The 19,330-nt window shown below is 62.1% G+C and carries 18 protein-coding genes and 1 pseudogene; 14 read left to right on the top strand and 5 right to left on the bottom strand.

Translation table 11 applies throughout. The features are described 5' to 3' along the window. The first annotated feature begins 100 nt into the window (after positions 1-100). From bioB to ACSW29_RS26460, 3 genes are read left to right on the top strand one after another with little or no spacing between them, the layout of a single operon-like run. On the top strand, positions 101-1,114 hold the full coding sequence (gene bioB, locus ACSW29_RS26470) for a biotin synthase BioB (protein WP_024487821.1): 1,014 nt from the start codon (positions 101-103) through the stop codon (positions 1,112-1,114). Continuing rightward, on the top strand, positions 1,111-1,335 hold the full coding sequence (gene bsaP, locus ACSW29_RS26465; protein WP_230813453.1) for a biotin synthase auxiliary protein BsaP: 225 nt from the start codon (positions 1,111-1,113) through the stop codon (positions 1,333-1,335). The genes bioB and bsaP overlap by 4 nt, the downstream gene beginning before the upstream one ends. Positions 1,336-1,346: 11 nt before the next feature. Then, a complete protein-coding gene (locus ACSW29_RS26460; RefSeq protein ID WP_448278684.1) occupies positions 1,347-1,922 on the top strand; it encodes a DUF2567 domain-containing protein in 576 nt (191 codons plus the stop codon). An 11-nt stretch (positions 1,923-1,933) separates the two neighbouring features. Here ACSW29_RS26460 and ACSW29_RS26455 read toward each other — a convergent pair whose 3' ends face one another. Then, positions 1,934-2,764, bottom strand: coding sequence for an SDR family NAD(P)-dependent oxidoreductase (locus tag ACSW29_RS26455; protein ID WP_347872982.1), 831 nt, complete (start codon positions 2,762-2,764; stop codon positions 1,934-1,936). A gap of 83 nt (positions 2,765-2,847) precedes the next feature. Here ACSW29_RS26455 and ACSW29_RS26450 point away from each other — a divergent pair, with 83 nt between their 5' ends. Continuing rightward, positions 2,848-3,450: a TetR/AcrR family transcriptional regulator gene (locus ACSW29_RS26450; RefSeq protein ID WP_448278683.1), complete on the top strand. Its 603-nt coding sequence runs from the start codon at positions 2,848-2,850 to the stop codon at positions 3,448-3,450. A gap of 108 nt (positions 3,451-3,558) precedes the next feature. After that, positions 3,559-3,891: a short-chain dehydrogenase gene (locus ACSW29_RS26445; protein ID WP_448278682.1), complete on the top strand. Its 333-nt coding sequence runs from the start codon at positions 3,559-3,561 to the stop codon at positions 3,889-3,891. Between the two features lie 14 nt (positions 3,892-3,905). Here ACSW29_RS26445 and ACSW29_RS26440 read toward each other — a convergent pair whose 3' ends face one another. Continuing rightward, positions 3,906-4,634 (bottom strand): NUDIX hydrolase, encoded by a 729-nt coding sequence (locus ACSW29_RS26440; protein WP_007733069.1) that lies wholly within the window; start codon positions 4,632-4,634, stop codon positions 3,906-3,908. A gap of 102 nt (positions 4,635-4,736) precedes the next feature. On the opposite strand from ACSW29_RS26440, the gene nadA reads away from it, so the two are divergent. From nadA to nadC, 3 genes are read left to right on the top strand one after another with little or no spacing between them, the layout of a single operon-like run. Further along, positions 4,737-5,774, top strand: a complete 1,038-nt coding sequence (nadA, locus tag ACSW29_RS26435) for a quinolinate synthase NadA (protein ID WP_448278681.1) — start codon at positions 4,737-4,739, stop codon at positions 5,772-5,774. Continuing rightward, a complete protein-coding gene (locus tag ACSW29_RS26430; protein ID WP_347872979.1) occupies positions 5,771-7,342 on the top strand; it encodes an L-aspartate oxidase in 1,572 nt (523 codons plus the stop codon). The genes nadA and ACSW29_RS26430 overlap by 4 nt, the downstream gene beginning before the upstream one ends. Then, a complete protein-coding gene (gene nadC, locus ACSW29_RS26425) occupies positions 7,342-8,214 on the top strand; it encodes a carboxylating nicotinate-nucleotide diphosphorylase (RefSeq protein ID WP_347872978.1) in 873 nt (290 codons plus the stop codon). Before ACSW29_RS26430 ends, nadC begins: the two co-directional genes overlap by 1 nt. A 6-nt stretch (positions 8,215-8,220) precedes the next feature. Here the strand turns inward: nadC and ACSW29_RS26420 are convergent, their stop codons facing one another. After that, positions 8,221-9,129, bottom strand: coding sequence for a LysR substrate-binding domain-containing protein (locus tag ACSW29_RS26420; protein WP_347872977.1), 909 nt, complete (start codon positions 9,127-9,129; stop codon positions 8,221-8,223). A 71-nt stretch (positions 9,130-9,200) separates the two neighbouring features. Between ACSW29_RS26420 and ACSW29_RS26415 the strand changes: the two genes are divergently transcribed. The 6 genes and pseudogenes from ACSW29_RS26415 (at position 9,201) to ACSW29_RS26390 (ending at position 16,045) form a co-directional block, all read left to right on the top strand. Next, the gene (locus ACSW29_RS26415) at positions 9,201-10,094 is read left to right on the top strand and encodes a 4-hydroxy-tetrahydrodipicolinate synthase family protein (protein WP_448278680.1); all 894 of its coding nucleotides are present in this window, start codon (positions 9,201-9,203) and stop codon (positions 10,092-10,094) included. Positions 10,095-10,142: 48 nt separating this feature from the next. Beyond that, positions 10,143-11,441 carry a DUF222 domain-containing protein gene (locus ACSW29_RS26410; protein ID WP_448278679.1) on the top strand — a complete coding sequence of 433 codons (1,299 nt, stop codon included), beginning with the start codon at positions 10,143-10,145 and terminating at the stop codon, positions 11,439-11,441. Between the two features lie 136 nt (positions 11,442-11,577). Then, entirely contained in the window at positions 11,578-12,090 is a 513-nt protein-coding gene (locus ACSW29_RS26405) for an N-acetyltransferase family protein (RefSeq protein ID WP_448278678.1), read from the top strand. 93 nt (positions 12,091-12,183) lie between these two features. After that, positions 12,184-14,187 (top strand): annotated as a pseudogene (locus tag ACSW29_RS26400) (ArnT family glycosyltransferase). Positions 14,188-14,221: 34 nt separating this feature from the next. Continuing rightward, positions 14,222-15,448: a hypothetical protein gene (locus tag ACSW29_RS26395; RefSeq protein ID WP_448278677.1), complete on the top strand. Its 1,227-nt coding sequence runs from the start codon at positions 14,222-14,224 to the stop codon at positions 15,446-15,448. A gap of 93 nt (positions 15,449-15,541) precedes the next feature. Further along, positions 15,542-16,045 (top strand): GbsR/MarR family transcriptional regulator, encoded by a 504-nt coding sequence (locus ACSW29_RS26390; protein ID WP_317826419.1) that lies wholly within the window; start codon positions 15,542-15,544, stop codon positions 16,043-16,045. 36 nt (positions 16,046-16,081) lie between these two features. Here the strand turns inward: ACSW29_RS26390 and ACSW29_RS26385 are convergent, their stop codons facing one another. Both ACSW29_RS26385 and ACSW29_RS26380 read right to left on the bottom strand, forming a co-directional pair. After that, a complete protein-coding gene (locus ACSW29_RS26385; protein WP_347872972.1) occupies positions 16,082-17,113 on the bottom strand; it encodes an iron-siderophore ABC transporter substrate-binding protein in 1,032 nt (343 codons plus the stop codon). A 201-nt stretch (positions 17,114-17,314) separates the two neighbouring features. Continuing rightward, positions 17,315-19,174: a DUF4012 domain-containing protein gene (locus tag ACSW29_RS26380; RefSeq protein ID WP_448278676.1), complete on the bottom strand. Its 1,860-nt coding sequence runs from the start codon at positions 19,172-19,174 to the stop codon at positions 17,315-17,317. Between the last annotated feature and the right edge of the window lie 156 nt (positions 19,175-19,330).

Genomic DNA, 19,330 nt, shown 5'->3' with positions numbered 1-19,330 from the left:
TTTGACAGTATTCCACCACGTCTCTAACGTGAACACCGTTCAACTTGTACGGTGTTCAATTTTGCTGGTTCTGAAGGAGACGTCTGTGACCCCGCCCCCGATTAGCACGGCCCCTGCGACGGTCGACATCCTCGACCAGGCGCGCGAGCAAGTTCTCGAAAGAGGAGTTGGCCTGACCGAAAGCCAGGTGCTCGACGTACTCCGACTCGACGACGACAGGCTCGAAGACCTGCTGGCTCTCGCCCACGATGTGCGTATGAAGTGGTGTGGACCGGAGGTCGAGGTCGAGGGCATCATCAGCCTCAAGACGGGCGGCTGCCCCGAGGACTGTCATTTCTGCTCGCAGTCCGGACTCTTCCAGTCGCCGGTTCGCGCGGCCTGGTTGGACATCCCGAGCCTGGTGGAGGCTGCCAAGCAGACTGCGAAGTCGGGCGCTACCGAGTTCTGCATCGTGGCCGCCGTCCGCGGACCCGACGCCCGGTTGCTCGCTCAGGTCGCCGCCGGCATCGAGGCGATCCGCAACGAGGTCGACATCCAGATCGCCTGCTCGCTCGGCATGCTGACCCAGGAACAGGTCGACCAACTGGCCGCCATGGGTGTGCACCGGTACAACCACAACTTGGAGACCTCGAAGTCGCATTTCCCGAACGTCGTGACCACGCACTCGTGGGAAGAGCGTTGGAACACCCTGCGGATGGTTCGCGAAGCAGGCATGGAAGTGTGCTGCGGCGGAATCCTCGGTATGGGCGAATCGCTGGAGCAGCGCGCAGAATTCGCGGCCAACCTGGCTGAACTGGAGCCGGACGAGGTCCCGCTCAACTTCCTCAACCCGCGTCCGGGTACCCCGTTCGGTGATCTGGACGTGTTGCCCGCCAGCGAGGCACTCAAGTCCGTGGCGGCATTCCGTCTCGCGCTGCCACGCACGATCCTGCGCTTCGCCGGTGGACGCGAGATCACCCTCGGCGACCTGGGTGCCAAGCAGGGCATCCTCGGCGGAATCAACGCCGTCATCGTCGGCAACTACCTGACGACCCTCGGGCGTCCCGCCGAGAAGGATCTGGATCTGTTGGTCGATCTGCAGATGCCGATCAAAGCACTGAACGACACTCTGTGAGCGCTCCGGTGACCGAGGAGCGGTACAACCCGTTCACCGGGCGTCGGATCGTCGACGGTGTCGACGATCCGACGCCGACAGCGGCGTCGATGGGGCTGGAGCCTCCTCGCTTCTGCGAGCAGTGCGGGCGTCGCATGATCGTTCAGGTCAGTCCTGACGGATGGTGGGCGAAATGCTCCCGACACGGTGTCGTCGACTCGATCGACGTCGCCCGCAGGTAGCGTCACTCTGTGTGATCTCTCTTCGGCAGACTCGTCTGCGTACCGCGATCGTGATCGCCGCAACCACTGCGGGCGTGAGCGTGCTCGTTGGTGTGCTGTGGGCGTTCTTGGCTCCGGCCGAGCACCTGTTGGTGGTGTCCGAGGGGCGCGGCGTCGCGTTGACAGGTGAGAGTCTTCACCAGTTCGACGCGAGCGCTGTATTCATCTGGCTGGCACTGATCGTCGGTGTGCTGTCGGCAGTGGCTGCGTGGCTGGCACGCCTGAGTCGAGGCCCGTATGCCCTGGGCGGGTTGATCGTCGGCTCAGCGGTGGGAGCGGGTCTGATGGCACTCGTGGGTTCGGGCGTGACCAAACTGCGTTTCCCCATGGCCGACAATCCGGCGGTCGGGGAGATCATCGCGCGGGCGCCGAACATCGGCACCTTGCTCGTCCTTCTGTTTCAGCCGCTCGCGGCGTGCGTCGTGACTTTGGTTCTCGCAGTGCTCAATCCGTACGACGACCTCGGTGTGGGTGACCATCCGGAATCTGGGGATCCGGCCACCGAGACCGAACAGGCCGACGATGAGATCCAGCCGAAGCTCCCGTAACTGTTATGTCGCTACGCAGGCGACGTCGACGAGCGCTTCGCTTCGGACTTCATTCGCACGTCACCCAGCAGTCGGCCCGAAATCAGCGCCCCCAACCGGCGGGTTGCGAAGCGAGTGCTGATCGAGGACACCCAGTTCGGCAATCCTGATACGACGGTCGGCGGCGCGTTGCGTCGATCCAGTGCCCGGAAAGCGGTGTCCACCACCTGAGTTGCCGTCTGCATTCGCCCGACCGCAGCATCTTCCGAGCCGACGACGTCGAAGAACTCGGTGCGCGTCGGACCGGGGCACACCGCCAACACGGTCAATCCGCTACCGCGAGCTTCTGCCCAGAGTGCTTCGGTGAAGTTGAGTACAAAAGCCTTGGATGCGCCGTAGACCGCCATGCCCGGTGTCGGCTGGAACGACGCGGTGCTGGCGATGTTGACCAGTGCTCCGCGGCCGGTGAGAAGGTCGGGCAGGAATGTGTGTGTCAGTTCGACGAGTGTGGCGATGTTGAGCTGAATTTCGGACGTGACGCGTTCGAGGTTTTCGTCCACGAATGCTCCGTGTGTTCCGAATCCGGCGTTGTTGATCAGGGACGTGACCGTGATGTCGCGACTGGCGAGTTCTTCGTGCAGGGTCGCGCCGACGCCGGGTGCGGCCAGGTCGACGGGCAGAACTGTCACGGTGATGCCGTGCGTGCCACGAAGTTCGGTGGCGAGTGCTTCGAGGCGGTCCGCCCGTCTGGCGACCAGAACGAGGTTTGCGCCGCGAGCGGCAAAGCGATGAGCGAATTCCACACCGAGCCCAGCGCTGGCTCCGGTGATGAGGACGGTGGTTCCGGCTACGTCGATGGCCATGGTGGCTCCTTCGGTTCGGGTGATCCCAAATGTAGGCACTGGCACCATAGTTGTCAATGACAACATTTTGATATGGTGCCACCATGCCCGCCCACGAACAGCCGTACCACCACGGCAGTCTGCGACAGGAACTCCTGGCGTCGGCCGAAGCAACACTCGAACGAGATGGTGTCGACAAGTTGTCGCTGAGGCAACTTGCGCGCGAGGCGGGCGTGAGCCACGCGGCTCCGGGCAAGCACTTTCGTGACCGCCAGGCTTTGCTCGATGCCTTGGCCGAAAGTGGATTCCATCGGATGACCGGTGCGCTCGAGCGGGCAGTCGCGGATGCTCCACCGACCGCGAGGGCCCGGTTCTCCTCCCTCGCCAATGCCTACGTGGATTTTGCGCTGGACCATCCCGGACTTTTGTCGTTGATGTACAGCAACAAGCATGCACCGGGCGCCGCCGAAACTGTCGTCAACGCGGGGCACGCGACGATGGACCTGACCGTCCGGCTCGTGTCGGAAGCTCAGACCGCGGGCGATATTGCCGCCGGCGATCCGGAAAGTATTGCGCTGGTTGCCTTTGCGACGTTCCATGGCGTCGCGACGCTTGCTGCGGGCGGAATGTTGGGCGACGTACCGGTCAGCGATGTGGTGAACGCGGCCTCGACGGTCTTCTGGGCGGGGCTGTCTCGATCTGCCTGAGGTGGGGCGCGCAAATCCCCAGAGTTCTCACAGAACCGGCACAAGGGAAGCACAAGATTGCGGACTTACATAGGAGTCAAGAGTTTGATTCCGACTGGAGGTTCCGCAATGAGTGTTTCAGAGATCGCCCCGAACAGGGGAGTTGTACTTGTCGCGGACATCGGATTCGAGCACGGTGCGCGCACTGCCGCCGAGTTTCTCGACGCTGGTTGGAGCGTGGCAGTCACGGCGCGGACGGTCACCGAATTGGTGCGCGTCATGGCGGGAAAACCCGCCCATCGCTTCTTTGCGATTGTCGCCGATCCGACAGATCGTTTGCAGGCCGGTCGGATTCTCGATCGGGTGACGACACGGTTCGGTGCAATCAACCGGGTCATCGATCCGGCCGGCGCCGTGGCCTCGGTGTGGTTGCAGCGCGGAAGTCTCGAAGCTGTTGCCTGACAGTATGATCAGTGTCAGCTCGGTGGCCGTAGTGCGGCGAATTCGTCGGTGACTCGCAAGGTGGAGTCAGTGAAACGGTACAGTGCCGGTGGACGTCCGCCCGACTTGCCGGACGGTGCGGTGTTGCCGGTGGGAGTCAGAACGCCTCGACGCCCCAGCACGCGTTGCAAGTTGGTGGCATCGACCTGGTAACCGAGTGCAGCGCAGTAGATTTCGCGAAGCGTCGACATCGCGAATTCTTCGGGCGCCAGCCCGAATGCGATATTGGTGTAGGAGAGTTTTGCAGCCAGTCGATTGCGCGCGTGCCGCACGACGGTTCCGTGATCGAACGACATCTCCGGCAATTTCGAAACGGGGTGCCAGGCAGTGTCCGGTGGAAGTTGTGGATCGGCACTGAGGGGAACGAGTCCGAGGAAGGTCGACGCGATGCGGCGCGGGCCCGGCACACGTTGTGGATCACTGAAGACGGAGAGTTGTTCGAGGTGGGCGACCTTTCGTAGGTCGACCTTCTCGGCGAGGAGTCGTCGAGCGGAGGTCGTCAGGTCCTCGTCGTCGCGCAAAGTGCCCCCGGGCAGGGACCACGTGCCCTTCTGCGGGTTGAGTGCACGCTGCCACAGCAGCACGGCCAACTCTTCACGCCCTTGTGGGCAGTGGTCGCCGTCACCTGCGGCGATGCTTGCGGGGAAGGTGCGAACTTGGAACACCGCTGCAAGCACTTCGTGGGTGGTGTTACTATTGGGCACGTTTTCGATCCTAAGTCGAAAACCTCGAATACGGAAATCCGGGCCAGCCCGTCCGGATTTGAACTGGGTGACGAGCCCGGGTTCACGGTGAAGGAGAACGCCATGACGACCACGACGTTATGGGAGGGATCGGCCTCGCAGATTCACGACGGCCCCGGCGGATACAACGGAGTCGAAGCGACCCCCGAGTGGGCCGCTGAGATCAAACGTCTGGCTCGCGAACGCGGCGCGACGATTCTTGCGCACAACTACCAGCTGCCTGCGATTCAGGACGTCGCCGATCACGTCGGAGATTCCCTGGCGCTTTCGCGAATCGCGGCCGAGGCACCCGAGGACACGATTGTCTTCTGCGGTGTGCACTTCATGGCCGAGACCGCGAAGATCCTGTCGCCGTCCAAGACCGTGCTGATCCCCGACGAGCGAGCTGGCTGCTCGCTGGCCGACTCGATCAATGCCGAGCAGCTTCGTGAGTGGAAGGCCGACAACCCGGACGCGCTGGTGGTGTCGTACGTCAACACCACGGCAGAGGTGAAGGGACTCACCGACATCTGCTGCACCTCGTCCAATGCCGTCGACGTGGTCAACTCGATCGATGCCGACCGCGAGGTGCTGTTCCTGCCGGACCAGTTCCTGGGCGCTCACGTCAAGCGCGTGACCGGCCGTACCAACATGCAGATCTGGGCGGGCGAGTGCCACGTGCACGCCGGCATCAACGGTGACGAGCTGACGGCCAAGTCCAAGTCGCACCCCGACGCCGAGCTGTTCGTACATCCTGAATGTGGTTGCGCCACTTCGGCTCTGTACCTGGCCGGCGAAGGCGCGGTCCCCGCGGACAAGGTCAAGATCCTTTCCACCGGCGGAATGCTCGACGCTGCCCGCGTCACCAAGAGCAAGCAGGTTCTGGTCGCGACCGAGATCGGGATGCTGCACCAGTTGCGTAAGGCGGCGCCCGACGTAGATTTCCAGGCCGTCAACGACCGCGCATCGTGCCCGTACATGAAGATGATCACGCCTGCCGCGTTGCTTCGCTGCCTTCTCGAGGGCAAGGACGAGGTCCACGTCGATCTCGAGATGGCCAAGCGTGCGCAGAAATCGGTGCAGCGCATGATCGAGATCGGTAATCCGGGCGGCGGCGAGTGACCAGCCCTGCCGGGCGTTTCGCCTGGGAGGCTCATGCCGACCTGGTCGTCGTGGGAGGCGGTGTCGCGGGCCTCACCGCTGCGCGCACCGCTTCTCTGCGGGGGCTGAAAGTACTCACGGTCAGCAAGGGTGGTCCGACGGACACCTCGACTCAGTACGCGCAGGGCGGCATCGCCGTCGTCGACGATCTGAATACGGATTCCGTCGAATCGCACGTTGCGGATACGTGTGAGGCCGGCGTCGGTTTGTGTGACGAGGAAGCCGTCTATTCCATCGTCGAAGCTGGTCACGATGCTGTTGCAGCGCTGGCCGCGTTGGGAGCGGTCTTCGATCGCGGGCGAGACGGCGAGGTGTCGCGCACCCGCGAGGGTGGGCACAGCACACGTCGGATCATCCACGCCGGCGGCGACGCCACGGGCGCAGAAGTGCAGCGAGCCCTCAATGCTGCCGGCCTGCCCGTCCTGTTCGGTGCGGCGGCAGTTCAGGTGGTGACCAACCGCCGTGGGGTGTGTGGACTCATCGTCTCCTCCCCGGAAGGCCTCGGGGTGATCCATGCACCAGCGGTACTGCTCGCTACCGGCGGACTCGGTCAGCTGTATGCCTGCAGCACAAATCCGCCAGGCGCAACTGCCGACGGAATCGCGTTGGCACTCGAAGCTGGTGCGGCGATTGCCGACCTGGAGTTCGTTCAGTTCCATCCGACGGTGCTCTTCACTCCGGGTGGGGTAGGCCGCCGACCCCTGATCAGTGAGGCGGTCCGCGGCGAGGGTGCGATTCTTGTCGACACCAACGGTGATTCGGTCACCGCAGGTGTTCATCCGCTGGGTGATCTCGCCCCGCGTGATGTGGTTTCGCGGGCAATCGCAGCACGCCTACGAGACCTCGGCACCCATCACGTCTATCTCGACGCACGAAAGCTCGACGGCTTCGATTCGAGATTCCCGACCATCACCGCGTCCTGCCTCGAAGCCGGCATCGATCCACGCACTCAACTCATTCCGGTGGCTCCGGCCGCGCACTATTCGTGCGGGGGAGTCGCCACCGACGTCCATGGACGAACGGGAGTGCCTGGACTCTACGCAGCGGGTGAAGTGGCTCGTACGGGATTGCACGGCGCGAATCGCCTTGCGTCCAACAGCCTTCTCGAGGGTTTGGTAGTCGGGGAGCGTGCAGGAATCGCAGCTGCCGAGCGTCGCGATGTCCATGCCGAAGTGGTCAACGTGGTGCGCAAGCCGATGCCGATCATGCCGCGAGAGACCGTGCAGTCCGTCATGACGGCACACGCGTCGGTGGTTCGCGACGGAGGCGGTCTCCAGACTGCGCGAGCCGCGCTTGCCGACGCTGAACAGACAGTGGCGGTGGCTGCTCCGGACCTCGAAGACTCGGCGCTCACACTGACCGCAACTGCATTGGTCGACGTGGCCGTGGCGCGAACCGAGAGCCGTGGCTGCCATACCCGCACCGACTATCCTGAAACGGATCCGAATCAGCGTCGCAGCACTCGGATCAAGATGGGCGCCGATGGAGCGCTCGAAATACCCGACATGTTGTTGACAGGAGTTCATTGATGACCGAGCAGAAGATCCTGCCCGCGCCGCTCGACCGTGACGAGCTGCTCACATTGGTCAGGCTCGCTCTGGACGAGGATCTGCGCTACGGCCCCGATATCACCTCTACCGCAACGGTTCCCGCTGATGCGGTCGCGAAGGCGTCGGTCGTGTCACGCTCAGCGGGTACCGTCGCCGGCATCGACGTCGGACTGCTTGTTCTCGACGAGGTGATCGGCGCTGGTAACTACGAGGTCGTCGATCGGGTCTCCGACGGAACTCGGGTTGCGCCAGGTCAATCGGTGCTCACCGTTGTCGCACCCACCCGCGGACTTCTCACGGCAGAGCGGACGATGCTCAACCTCGTCTGCCATCTCTCGGGGATCGCCACGGCGACATCACAGTGGGTCGACGCCATCGCCGGCACTCATGCCAAAGTGCGTGACAGTCGAAAGACGCTGCCCGGCCTGCGCTCTCTGCAGAAATATGCGGTTCACGTGGGCGGGGGGGTCAACCACCGCATGGGGTTGGGTGACGCCGCATTGATCAAGGACAACCACGTTGCTGCTGCCGGTTCGGTGGTTGCTGCACTTCGCGCCGTCCGAGAACTCGCGCCGGACATCGAGTGTGAAGTCGAGGTCGACAATCTCACTCAGCTCGATCAAGTGCTGGCGGAAAAGGTCGAACTTGTTCTGCTGGACAACTTTCCGCTCTGGCAGACGCAGATTGCGGTCCAACGCCGCGACGCTGTTGCTCCCGAAACCAAGCTCGAGTCCTCGGGCGGTCTCACCATCGACGTTGCCGCAGAGTACGCCCGAACCGGCGTCGACTACCTGGCCGTAGGTGCACTGACTCACTCGGTGACGGTGCTCGACCTCGGACTCGACATGTAAGTGTCGCTAGTGCTCGGCGTCCAGAAGTAGCGGGACTGCCGAGCGAAGCGCGCTTGTCACGGTTGTGACTGCCGGGTGTGCGTCGGAGCCGGCTCGGTGGGCGATCTTGGTCCGTCGCCGAATAGGCATCGGCGTGAGCTGCACTCCAGATGGTGGATGACTTGCTCCGAGTTCCGGGACCAGTGAAACTCCCTGTCCCGCAGCAACGAGGGCGAGAACAGTGGCGAACTCGTCGATGTGATGACGCACTTTCGGTGTGAACCCGGCAGCTTGGCACGCGCGAATGGTCATTGCGTGGCAAGCGGTTCCGGGGATCGCGGTGATCCAGGGACGTTCTACGCAGTCGGTCAGCGATGCGACGGCGTTACCGGGATCTGGCTCGATGTCACTCGAAGCGAGGTACACGGCTTCGCTGCACAGCGGCAATGTCGTCAAGCCCGGTTCGGTGGGGCGAGGGACGAAGTCGTAGTCGTGAATCAAAGCCAAGTCCAAATTCCCGGCTCGTAGCGCGTCGGCGACGTCGGCTGGGTCGATTTCCGAGACCATCGGTTCCAATCCCGGGTGATCGTGCGACAGTGCGATCAATGCCTGAGGGAGGATCGCACGTGCGGCGGTCGGGAACGTTCCAATGCGCAGCGGCCCGGCGAGGCCACGACGAGCGTCGACCAATTCACTCGATGCCTGTTCCAGGCGTTGCAGGATGACTTCGGCGTGACGTGCGAGGTTATCGCCTGCCGGCGTGAGGCGCACCCGACGCCCCGTGCGTTCCAACAGAGGAACGCCGGCTTCACGTTCGAGAACGGCCAACTGCTGCGACACGGCAGAAGGACTGAATGACAACGCCTCGGCGACGGCAACGATGGTGCCGCGCAGCGCTAGTTCACGCAAGAGCCTTAGTCGACGAACGTCAAGCATCAGCTCAGCTTACGCTCGAAGATGGAAACGCGAACTAGACCTACAAGGTTTGTTGGGTGAGGGTGAATTCTATGACTACTACTCGAATTGGCCTCGCCGGAATCCATGTCCCTCTGATCACCCCGTTTGAGAGCGACGGTCGTATCGCTACCGATGCACTCGAACGGCTTGCGCACAAGGTTCTCTCCGATGGTGCGGTCGGGCTCGTTGCGCTCGGGACGACGGCGGAGAGCGCAACGCTGACGGAGCAGGAGAGAGTGGCCGTTCTGGACATCTGCGCGAGCGTGTGCCGTGCGCGGGGCGCGACGTTGATCGTCGGCGCGGGCGGTAGCGACACAGTGGGCAGTGCGCGGGCGCTCGACAGTCTGAGTCGGTGGCCGGAGGTCTCGGCGGCCTTGGTGCCGGTTCCCTCATTCACGAGGCCGTCGAAAGCCGGTGTGGTGGCGCATTTTGCGTACCTACAGGAATCGAGCCCGGTACCGCTCATCGTCTATCACGTGCCGTACCGAACTGCGTGCGATTTGGACGGTCGCACACTGCGAGAGTTGGGAGCGTTGCCCGGGGTTGTTGCTGTGAAGTATGCCGCTGGCAGTATCGACGCAGCTGCCGTCGAACTCTTCGCGGATCTTCCGGACGACTTCGCCGTGCTGGCCGGGGATGATCTGTTCCTCGCACCGCTCCTGGCCTTGGGTGCGTCCGGCGGCATTTTGGCGTCGGCTCATGTGTCGACTGGTGACTTCGTCCGCTTGGTAAAGGCTTGGGACAGTGGCGATGTGGACAGTGCTCGCGACCTTGGGCGACGGTTGTCGAAGCTGTCCGGGGCCCTGTTTTCCGAACCGAATCCGACTGTCATCAAGGGTGTGTTGCACGCGTTGGGGCAGATTCCGACACCTCATTTGAGATTGCCGTTGCTACCGGCGAGCGATGAATCGGTGGATCGAGCACTGAAGATCTATCGCTATTGACTCGAACGCATGTTCGAGGATTGTTGGGGGTGGGGATCGGGGGATTCAATGACTGTCTTGTTGTCGGATGTGGTGTCTGGTTCTGCGGTGGGGTTACGCGGACGCCTGTGGCGGTTGTCTGCTGCGGAGTTGCGGGCTGCTGCTGTCGAGGCGAGTGCGGAGATTCTTCGCCTGGAAGCCGTTCGGGTGGCGGTGGTCGACGAACTCTCGATGCGTCCCGACGATCAGGTGATCGCCAGCCGCGGTGTCGGTGCGTGGTTGGCGGCCAACACCATGCTGCAGGTTCGGGACGGGAAGAAGATCGCCGCCCTGGGCGCAGCGTTGCGGCCGTTCCCGGCTGTGGCTGCTCGGTTCGATGACGGGGATTGCTCGTTCGATCATGCCGCCTTGATCGTGGCGTTCTGTGAGTCCCCACCGAAGGGGATGCCGGAGGAAGCGCTATCGAAGTGCATCGATTTGTTGTTGGCGGCTTCGTCGGGTGTGGAGGCGACGACGACAAAGGTGCGGAACGTGATCGCGACGTTGGAGCGGTTGTTCGAATCGGATGAGATTCCGCCCGCCGAAGATGTCGATCGCAACGAGTTGCGGATCGCCTCGACGTTGAACGGTCGGGTGGTGGTCCGAGGGGATTTCGACGCTCTCACCGGCGAAATGCTGCTGTCGGCGTTGTCGAATCTGACGATGCCGACCCCAGTGCCGGACGGCACTCCTGACGCTCGGTCGGCGGCGAAGCGGACGGCGGACGGGTTCACCGAATTGATCCGCCGGTATCTGGATTGCGCCAAGACCGGCACGGATGGTGGTCAGCGTCCGCATGTGAATGTGCATATCAATGCTCGTGATCTCGCTGAGCATCGGGACTGCGCCGCTGCACCGTCTGATGGTGGAGTGGCTGTGTCGGATCCTGATGTGGGGCACATGCCGTGGCTCGGGCCGCTGTCGGTGTCGCAGACGAGGCTTCTGGGGTGTGATTGTTTCCTGTCGACGGTGTTGCTGGACGATCATGGCGCGCCATTGGATGCGAAACCCGGGAAACGGTTGGTCACCGCCGAACAGCGCGTCGCGTTGATCGCCCGAGACAAGGGCTGCGCGTTCCCGGGGTGTTCATGTGTTCCGGCGTGGACGGATGCGCACCATATTAGGCACTGGGCGAACGGCGGCCCGACGGTGATGAGCAACCTTGTCCTGCTGTGCCGCTCGCATCACCGATTGATGCACCGGAAATCCGGGTTCGTGGGCAGATGGGAAATCCGGATCGGTGTCGACAACAAACCGTGGTTCATCCCGCCGCCCTCGATCGACCCCGGGCAGCACCCGCGGCCGGCGAACACCACCTTCAAAACCTGACCGAGTGGTGGGACCTGTTCAGAGACATAACTTCACGCCGATAGGCTCCATCTCGCAGATACATCCGAGGTGGAGCCTAGAGGTCGTGCCGCTGTGGGCCGCACCTGTGGTTGGCCGTATCGAGAGGGGAGGGATCATGACTGTGGACGTTGTGCGGGCGATCGCAAGTGATGCGCCAGCGATCTTGGCGCTTCGGCATGGGGCGGAAGACTGGTTGGCGGAACGTGGAATCGCTCAGTGGCGTCCTCGCGAAGTGTCTCTCGAGCAGATCGAGGCCCAGATTTCGAGAGGGGAGTTCTATGTCGCGCGAGACCAGGTGCAGTCGAGGATCGTCGGTGCGCTGAGGTTGATCTGGTCAGACCCTCAGGTTTGGCTCGATTCGGATGAACGTGCAGGCTACGTGCACGGATTGGTTATCGATCGAGCATTTTCGGGCGACTCGATGGGTGAGCGCTTACTGCGCTGGGCGCGTCGACGGTCTACGGAGGAGGGCGCGCAGTACCTGCGGCTCGATTGTGTGGAAACGAACGTGCGATTGCGTCGCTACTACTCGGACGCGGGTTTTATCGAGGTCGGGCGCCGTGACTTCGGAGATGATGCCGAGAACGGTTGGTTCAGCGTCGTGCTGTTCGAGCGCGCTCTGACCTGATCCATTCACAGCAACCTTCCAGACGGGTCCCAGTGCCGCCAGGGATGGAGACGCGATCGTTGGCAGGACAGTTACTCGTGAAGGGACTTCCTGATGACCGCCGTTCTGCATCCGGCCCCACCTCAGCGGCCGGCACCAACTGCCCATCGAGCCGAGCCCTCGCCGTCGTGGTTCCGCACTCGCCGTACAGGATTGGCGCTGACGACCCTGTTGGCGGCAACGGCGGTCCTGTATCTGTGGAATCTGACCGCGAGTGGTACGCCGACACCGTCTACGCTGCGGCTACGCAGGCCGGCTCACAAGATTGGAAAGCGTGGTTCTTCGGGTCCCTCGATACCTCGAATTTCATCACGGTCGACAAACCGCCGGCTTCGTTGTGGGTCGTGGGTCTGTCCGGACGGATCTTCGGATTTTCGAGTGCCAGCCTTCTAGTTCCGCAGGCATTGATGGGCGTCGGATCGGTTGCACTCGTGTATGTGGCCGTCAAACGAGTGGCGTCGCCCGCTGCGGGTTCTGTGTCGGGAGCTGTGTTGGCCGCTACGCCGGCTGCCGTCCTGATGTTCAAGTTCGACAATCCTGATGCACTGTTGGTTCTGCTCATGACTCTCGCCGGCTACTTCGTGATTCGGGCAATGGGCACGGCGATGGGTCGACGAGCCGCGATGTGGGTAGCCCTCGCAGGTGTTGCGCTGGGGTTCGCTTTTCACCAAGGTGTTGCAAGGGGTGATGGTATTGCCTGCACTCGCAGGTGCGTATGTGATTGCCGGACAAGCACGTTTGCGAGATCGCTTGGTCCACTTGGCGATCGGCGCCACGGCCGTTGTCGTATCGGCCGGTGGGTGGGTATTGGCAGTGTGGCTGTGGCCGGCGGATTCTCGCCCGTACATCGGTGGGTCGACCAACAACAGCGTCATGGACTTGGTGCTGGGATACAACGGATTGGGTCGACTTTTCGGGAACACCGGTGTCGAATTGTCCGGTGGTAGTGGCGGAATGAACGGTGGCAGTGCAGGTTCGAGCTTCGGGGGGAGTACCGGACTGGAGCGGCTGTTCGGCAGCGAGATGGGTATCCAGATTTCCTGGCTGATTCCTGCGGCACTGATCGCAGTGGTGTTCGGACTGCTCGCTCGGGGACGCGCACCGCGCACAGATCTTCTCCGCGCGTCGTTGATCCTGTGGGGTGGTTGGTTTCTCGTTACCGGCCTGATCTTCAGCTACATGTCCGGAACGATCCACCCCTATTACACAGTTGCGCTGGCGCCTGCTGTTGCGGGGATGATCGGCGTCGGTGGATACGCCCTGTGGTTGGTGCGTGCCCGCTGGATCGGACGCTGCGGCTTGGCAGCGATGATGCTGGCCGCAGGAATTTGGAGCTGGGTGTTGTTGCACCGCAATGCCGAATGGCTGCCGATGCTGAAGTGGATTCTGTTGGCGGGCACTGTCGTCGGCGCGATCCTGGTTCTCGTGGGAGCCAAGGATTGATTCCGAAGGCTTGCTGTCGCTGGATTGATCATCGGCTCGTTGGCAGGGATAACGGCTTCGGCGTCTTACGCGATTGCCACTGCCGCAACCGCGCACGGCGGATCCATTCCGACAGCCGGACCCGCCAGCGCGGTGTCCGATTCCGGAATGGGCGGGAGAGGAGGCATCGGTGGGGGCCCAGAGCTGCCAAACGGTGACGCACCGCCGAATTCTTCTGACGCGACTGTAAATCCGACGTCGAACGGGCAAGCACCTAGTAGCGGCAGCGAAAGCACTTCCGAGTTGACGGCAATGCTGGTCAACGCGGGCACCACGTGGTCGGCCGCGACCAACGGTTCGCAAAGCGCAGCAACCTACGAGTTGGCCAGCAATACCGCGTTGATGGCGACCGGCGGTTGGAGTTCCGATCCCTCACCGACATTGGATCAATTCATCCAGTACGTGGCAGACGGAAAGGTTCACTACTACATTGCCGGTGGCCAGGGCGGAAGCCAGAGAGAGGGCCAAAGCGGGGACAGCACGTCGAGTGCCATCCAGGAATGGGTCGAAGCCAATTTCGCATCGACGACAGTGGGAAATTCCACGGTTTACGACCTCACTGGGTATGTCGGGTAGTGAGGTAGTTGTTGCCGTAGGCAATGATCGAGAAATGTCTGGGCGCACCGCACACGAGTCGAACCGTCGTCGCGAGCAATGGACCTGGCGCGACGGGCTGGTGATCGTCTCGATCGTCGCATTGGGAACTGTTGTCGCGGCGGTGATGAACGAGGACACAGGCACGTCGATTCCTGGCTGCGATTCGGTCGAATCACCGGGTCCGCCGGTGCGATTCAACTACGTTTTCGCAGGCGAGCCTGGCTATGACGATCCGGACTATCCGTGGTTCTCGGGGCCGAAGGCCACCGCTATGAGCGATGCGTTACTCGAATCATTGCCTTCCGATGTCGAGGTTGTATTTGCGAGTCCGTCGAAATCGTTCGAGTTTGCGCCGATCCAGAATTTCCGGGGCGCCTCGTTTCCTGACGGGGTCGACCCGATCGAGTTCAGCGGTTCGACAAAGGCAAGCGGGGCGGTAAGTCGCGGCGGGCAGACGGCCGATGTCTCGGTTCAGGTTCGTGCATGGGATCAGCCGGTGCCACCGTGCTTGGAGGGTCTTGTGGATCGGCGGGAGCATCTCGCGAACGGAACAGTGCTGGATATTGCGGATTTCGAGGACAAAGTCGCTTCGGATGTCGGGGGCGAGCGCGGTGTCGTCGCGTATCTCGGCGACGGATCCCGGGTTGTTGCCAGCATCGACACGTCGACGGACACTGGTCCGCTTTTGACGATGGACGAACTGATCGCGCTCGCAACCGCGCCGGGGCTTGCGGTGACTGCGCCGGTTCCAGACTCGACGCCGCCACCGATGGCATCCTGCTACACCGATTCTGTGAATGCCGGTCCACCTGCGACGCGCATGGATATCGACCGACTGAATCAATTGCTCGATGCACGGTGGAAGGATCTCGGCGCGGCAGGCGTCACCTTGGAACGCCCGCTCGGTTCGTTGGTTCCAGATGATTACGGACAGGGAGGAGTGTGCGAGCGAATCGTCGCTTCGACAGCGGACGGCAGCAGCGATGTCGAAATATCGGTTGGTACCGCTGTGCCGGAACCGGGTGAGACACTCACGTTGCCGGACTCCACCATCGTGACTCGCCTGGTCGATCCTTATGGCTCGGGCGACGACACGGTCCGGGTTGTCCACCCCTCCGGCGAAACCGTCGTGGTGACCCAGTTCGTGAAACCGGCAGGCTCGACAAAAGCTTCGCCTTTGACGATCGAACAACTCGAGTTCATTGCAACCACTCCAGGACTGATGCTTTCGTTTCAGTGAGTGTGGTGCTGGCACAATAGTGACGAATTGTTCGGACCGGGTTTTGTTCGGACCGGGTTTTGTTCGTACCCAGTGACGTCGGAGGCTCAACGAATGGGCGATGCCAGCCCTGCTCGCGGTGACGATTTCTCCACCTGGTTCATCGACCAGTTCTCCGTGTACTGGCAGTCCGGTGGTGGGGCTCGTATCGAAGGTCGGATTGCGGGCTATCTGTTGATCAGCGAGTCGCCAGGGGTCAGTGCTGAAGAGCTGGCGCAGGCACTCGGAGCAAGTCGCGGATCGGTGTCCACCTACATTCGCCGGTTGATCGACCGGGGCTTCGTCAAACGCACGCGCAAGCCTCGGGATCGGACTCACTACTACGTCATGGATTCCGACGTGTGGGGCGGATTCCTCGAAACCGAGCACGTGTATCTCGAGAATCAACGCAAGCTTGCGACCGAGGCGCTGCAATACGCAAACCCCAACGGCCCTGCGTACATTCGCGTGCTCAACATGCGCGATTACATGGGGTGGATCATCGACAATCGGATGCTGAGCAGTGAGTGGATGCGATTCAAGAGCGAACGTGACGGCAAGAAGCCCGCATCCGAATAGGACGCGGGCTTCTCGATCGTACGGTGCGTATCGACATCACTTGTTCAGCTTCGCGATTGCCTCGTCGATCATCGGTACATAACGCTCGAGCGACCAGGGCACGGTCAGTGGGTTGATCATCGAGGAACCCGTTACGAAGGGCTGTTCGGTCGGAGCGATCACAGTTCCCCGAGCCACGGCGGGGATGGCCTGGTAAGCCGGTTGTGCCTCGATCTCGGCGCGATTGGCCGGGTCAGAGTAGAAGGTGAAGAGCAGGTCGGACTTGTCGAGGAGGTTTGCGTTCTCCAGGCCGATGACTGCTGAGTCTGTTCCTTCCGATTCCGTCAAGGTGTAGACGACGGGATCCACCTGCAAGCCGAGTGCGCGGACCATAGCCACACGCTGCTCTTCTGCGAAGAAGACGCCGAGCGTTCCCGGGCCCGTATTGTAGATGAAAGAGAAGCTCACATCGGCGTAGTTCGGATGTGCTGCAGTCGATTCAGCGAACTGCGACTTGATCTTGTCGATTTCGGCCGTTGCCTTCTCGGATTCACCCATGGCTTTGCCGATGACGTTGATCTGCTCTTCCCACGTGATGGTCCACGGACTCTCGGCGTAGGCGACGGTCGGCGCGAATGCGTTGAGTGAGTCGAACTGCTGCTGTGTGATGCCGGACCAGGGGGCGAGGACGAGGTCTGGCTCGAGAGCGATGATCGCTTCGATGTTGAGGTCGGTTCCGCCGGTGAACTGCTCGGGCAATTCGCCACCTTGCTCAGTGACCGCTTCGTGCACCCACGGCAGATACCCGGTGTCGTCGCTGCCCCATGCGTACTTTTCGACGCCGACCGGGATCGTGCCGAGTGCGATCACGGTTTCCGCCGATCCCATGCCGAGGGTCACGATTCGCTCGGGCTTTTCCGTGATGACGGCGTTTCCGAGTGCACTTTCGATGGTGACGGTTTCGAAGTCGCTGTTGCCTGATTCGGTTTCAGCGTTGTTGTTGCTACATCCACCGAGCACAAGGGCGGCAATGACCAATCCGCTCAGTGCCACAGTTCGGCGAAGTGAGCGCACACGGGCGTATCGCATGAGGAACCTTCCGTTGTCGATGCGCCGAGGAGTGTGACTCCGACGGATCGCAGCCGACGGCTGGTTCCAGGCGCGTCAGGAAGCATAGGCTAGCCTTCGTCAAAGTTTCAAATCTGTTGAAAGTTCATCGAGGGCTGTCGAAAGACGCTGATCGGCAAACGTCCGTTCGGAAGGGGAGCGATAGACGTTTGCCGATCACGTTCAGCAGGTAGGCACGTCGACCGTGATCTTCGGTTCGTCGACCAGCGGCTGGACCGGTACGCGGGCCTCGCCCTCTGCTGTGGGCTCGGTCAGATCGAACTTCAGTTCAACCGTTTGTCCTCGCGGAATGACAGCCCTCGTCATGTAGGCCGGGTGCCCCTGCTCTGATCCGTTGACGGCAAACGAAATCTGCCCGCCCACCGAGACTGTGTCGAGTTTTGCTCCGGTCGTTGCCAGTAGGGTGACTGCGGCCACGTTGGTGCCCTTGGGCAGTCGTCCGGGGTTGTCGACGATCCCGCTGACGTATTCGGTCAGGTCGGCGTCGGGTGCGTTGTTTGTCAGTCGAACCGTGACCGTTGTCTTTCGGGTGTCGCCGGTGCACGTCTGCGCTGTGTAGTCGATTTCTCTTGTGAGGTAGTAGTCGAGCTTGTTGCCGGCTTGATTGTTGATCACCACACCGGCATACGGCGCCGAATCTCCGGGGATCGTATGACCGAGGACCGTGTCGGCGAGAACTGATTGTTCCTCGGGGTGCGAGCTCCACACCGCGATTCTGCCCTCGCTGACGCCTTTGCCCAGTGCTTCCAGCAGTGCGCTCGGAGACTTGATGTTCCCGGTCATCTTCTCGACGACGCGAGCCGCGATGGTCTGCAGATACTGCTTTCGTGCCTTGTTGTCGGAAGGGAAGCGTGCATACGCGGTCGACTCGGTCAGTTCCACGACGTTGTCGGCTGTCACCGACTCCCCATCGGGCATCTTGATCGGCCCCACCGCTTTCAGGATGTAACTCAGTGCTATCGGATCGGTCGCAATTGCACCGTCGACCATCTCACCCCCGGACTCCTGTGACCACAGGGACTGCCAGATCTGTGCCGCGTAGGGAAAGTGCGAGCTGAGGTTGCTGTTGCGAGAATCTGTGGTCGGGCGACTTGTTCCGTACAGCTGATTGAAGTCAGGACCAAGGTCTATCGGTTGATTGTCCAGTGTTAGTTCGGAGTTGGGGGAGAGTGTATCCACCCGAGCGGCGCCGTCGTCGACTCGGACGATGCCGTATCCACCCAGGAGGCCACCGGTTCCGCGGGCCTCCGCATTGGTCTGGAAACCGATGAAGTAATTGCGCGGTCCGTCGGTGCCGAGCATCGCCGGTGCGATGCGAGCCGCTGTGGAGGTGTTCGTCAAGAGGGTAGCCAGTTCGCTTGTCTGCGACTGCAATTCTGCTCTGGCATCGTTAACTCGGCCCAGGTACTTCGATTCGGGAACTTCCTGTGCCTGCGACGACAGCAATTTCGCGGCGATAGCTGTTTCGGCCAGTTTCGGTTCTGCTTCGCGTAACGGTGCGAGTGCCAAGCGTCCGCCGGGCTGCACCAATTCCGTTGGTGCGAGTGAAGTTCCGACAGTGACAGCAGGACCGAGAACGTCACGCGTGAGTCCCTGAACGACCTCGGTCATCTGGCGCGTCGAGTCGAAGGGCGACCCGATGGCCGGAACAGCTGCGGCGATGTTCCAGGGAAGCGAATGGGTGTTGTCATAGGCGGCCGATGCCGCGACATCGGCTTCCGCCGCGGCGGACTCTGCGACCCCCGTATCCCCGGCAAGGAGCGCACTCTTTGCCGATTGTGCATGGTCGCGAGCCGCTTCCAGGTTGCCCTGCGCCTCGTAGGCCGTGTACCCGAGCCAGGCTACAAAAGCGCCGACGACCAGTGTCGATGCCGTCATCGCGACTGCGGTTCGGTGGCTTCGGAGAAATGCAGCCGACCCCTTGGATTCGCGCTCCGGACCGCTCGGCGGGATGTTGTCGGAGCCGATCGGTTCAGCCCCGGAATCGTCGTCGGACTTTGGTCCCACCGTGTCGTTGTTCATCCGCTGAAGCTCCTGACGTTTGAGTGCGTGAAAGCTGCGACGACATGTCTAGCAGTGTTGGCCCGGTGGTGAAAACTTAGACGAGACAGTAGGGTTCGGTTCGGCCGTTCGTGGTGTTCGCTCCCATGGATTCACGTGATCAGCCACCGAACGTTC

The sequence above is a fragment of the Rhodococcus sp. GB-02 genome, assembly GCF_053470465.1.
Note: the sequence above shows the minus strand (reverse complement) of the source record. Positions and strands in the feature narration are given on the sequence as shown.

Coding starts and splice junctions, on each gene's coding strand:
- ACSW29_RS26410 (WP_448278679.1), top strand. CDS start 10,143: ATGACTGTCTTGTTGTCGGATGTGGTGTCTGGTTCTGCGGTGGGGTTA.
- nadC (WP_347872978.1), top strand. CDS start 7,342: ATGACCGAGCAGAAGATCCTGCCCGCGCCGCTCGACCGTGACGAGCTG.
- ACSW29_RS26450 (WP_448278683.1), top strand. CDS start 2,848: ATGCCCGCCCACGAACAGCCGTACCACCACGGCAGTCTGCGACAGGAA.
- ACSW29_RS26385 (WP_347872972.1), bottom strand. CDS start 17,113: ATGCGATACGCCCGTGTGCGCTCACTTCGCCGAACTGTGGCACTGAGC.
- ACSW29_RS26380 (WP_448278676.1), bottom strand. CDS start 19,174: ATGAACAACGACACGGTGGGACCAAAGTCCGACGACGATTCCGGGGCT.
- ACSW29_RS26395 (WP_448278677.1), top strand. CDS start 14,222: ATGTCTGGGCGCACCGCACACGAGTCGAACCGTCGTCGCGAGCAATGG.
- ACSW29_RS26415 (WP_448278680.1), top strand. CDS start 9,201: ATGACTACTACTCGAATTGGCCTCGCCGGAATCCATGTCCCTCTGATC.
- ACSW29_RS26455 (WP_347872982.1), bottom strand. CDS start 2,764: ATGGCCATCGACGTAGCCGGAACCACCGTCCTCATCACCGGAGCCAGC.
- ACSW29_RS26390 (WP_317826419.1), top strand. CDS start 15,542: ATGGGCGATGCCAGCCCTGCTCGCGGTGACGATTTCTCCACCTGGTTC.
- ACSW29_RS26420 (WP_347872977.1), bottom strand. CDS start 9,129: ATGCTTGACGTTCGTCGACTAAGGCTCTTGCGTGAACTAGCGCTGCGC.
- ACSW29_RS26405 (WP_448278678.1), top strand. CDS start 11,578: ATGACTGTGGACGTTGTGCGGGCGATCGCAAGTGATGCGCCAGCGATC.
- nadA (WP_448278681.1), top strand. CDS start 4,737: ATGACGACCACGACGTTATGGGAGGGATCGGCCTCGCAGATTCACGAC.
- ACSW29_RS26445 (WP_448278682.1), top strand. CDS start 3,559: ATGAGTGTTTCAGAGATCGCCCCGAACAGGGGAGTTGTACTTGTCGCG.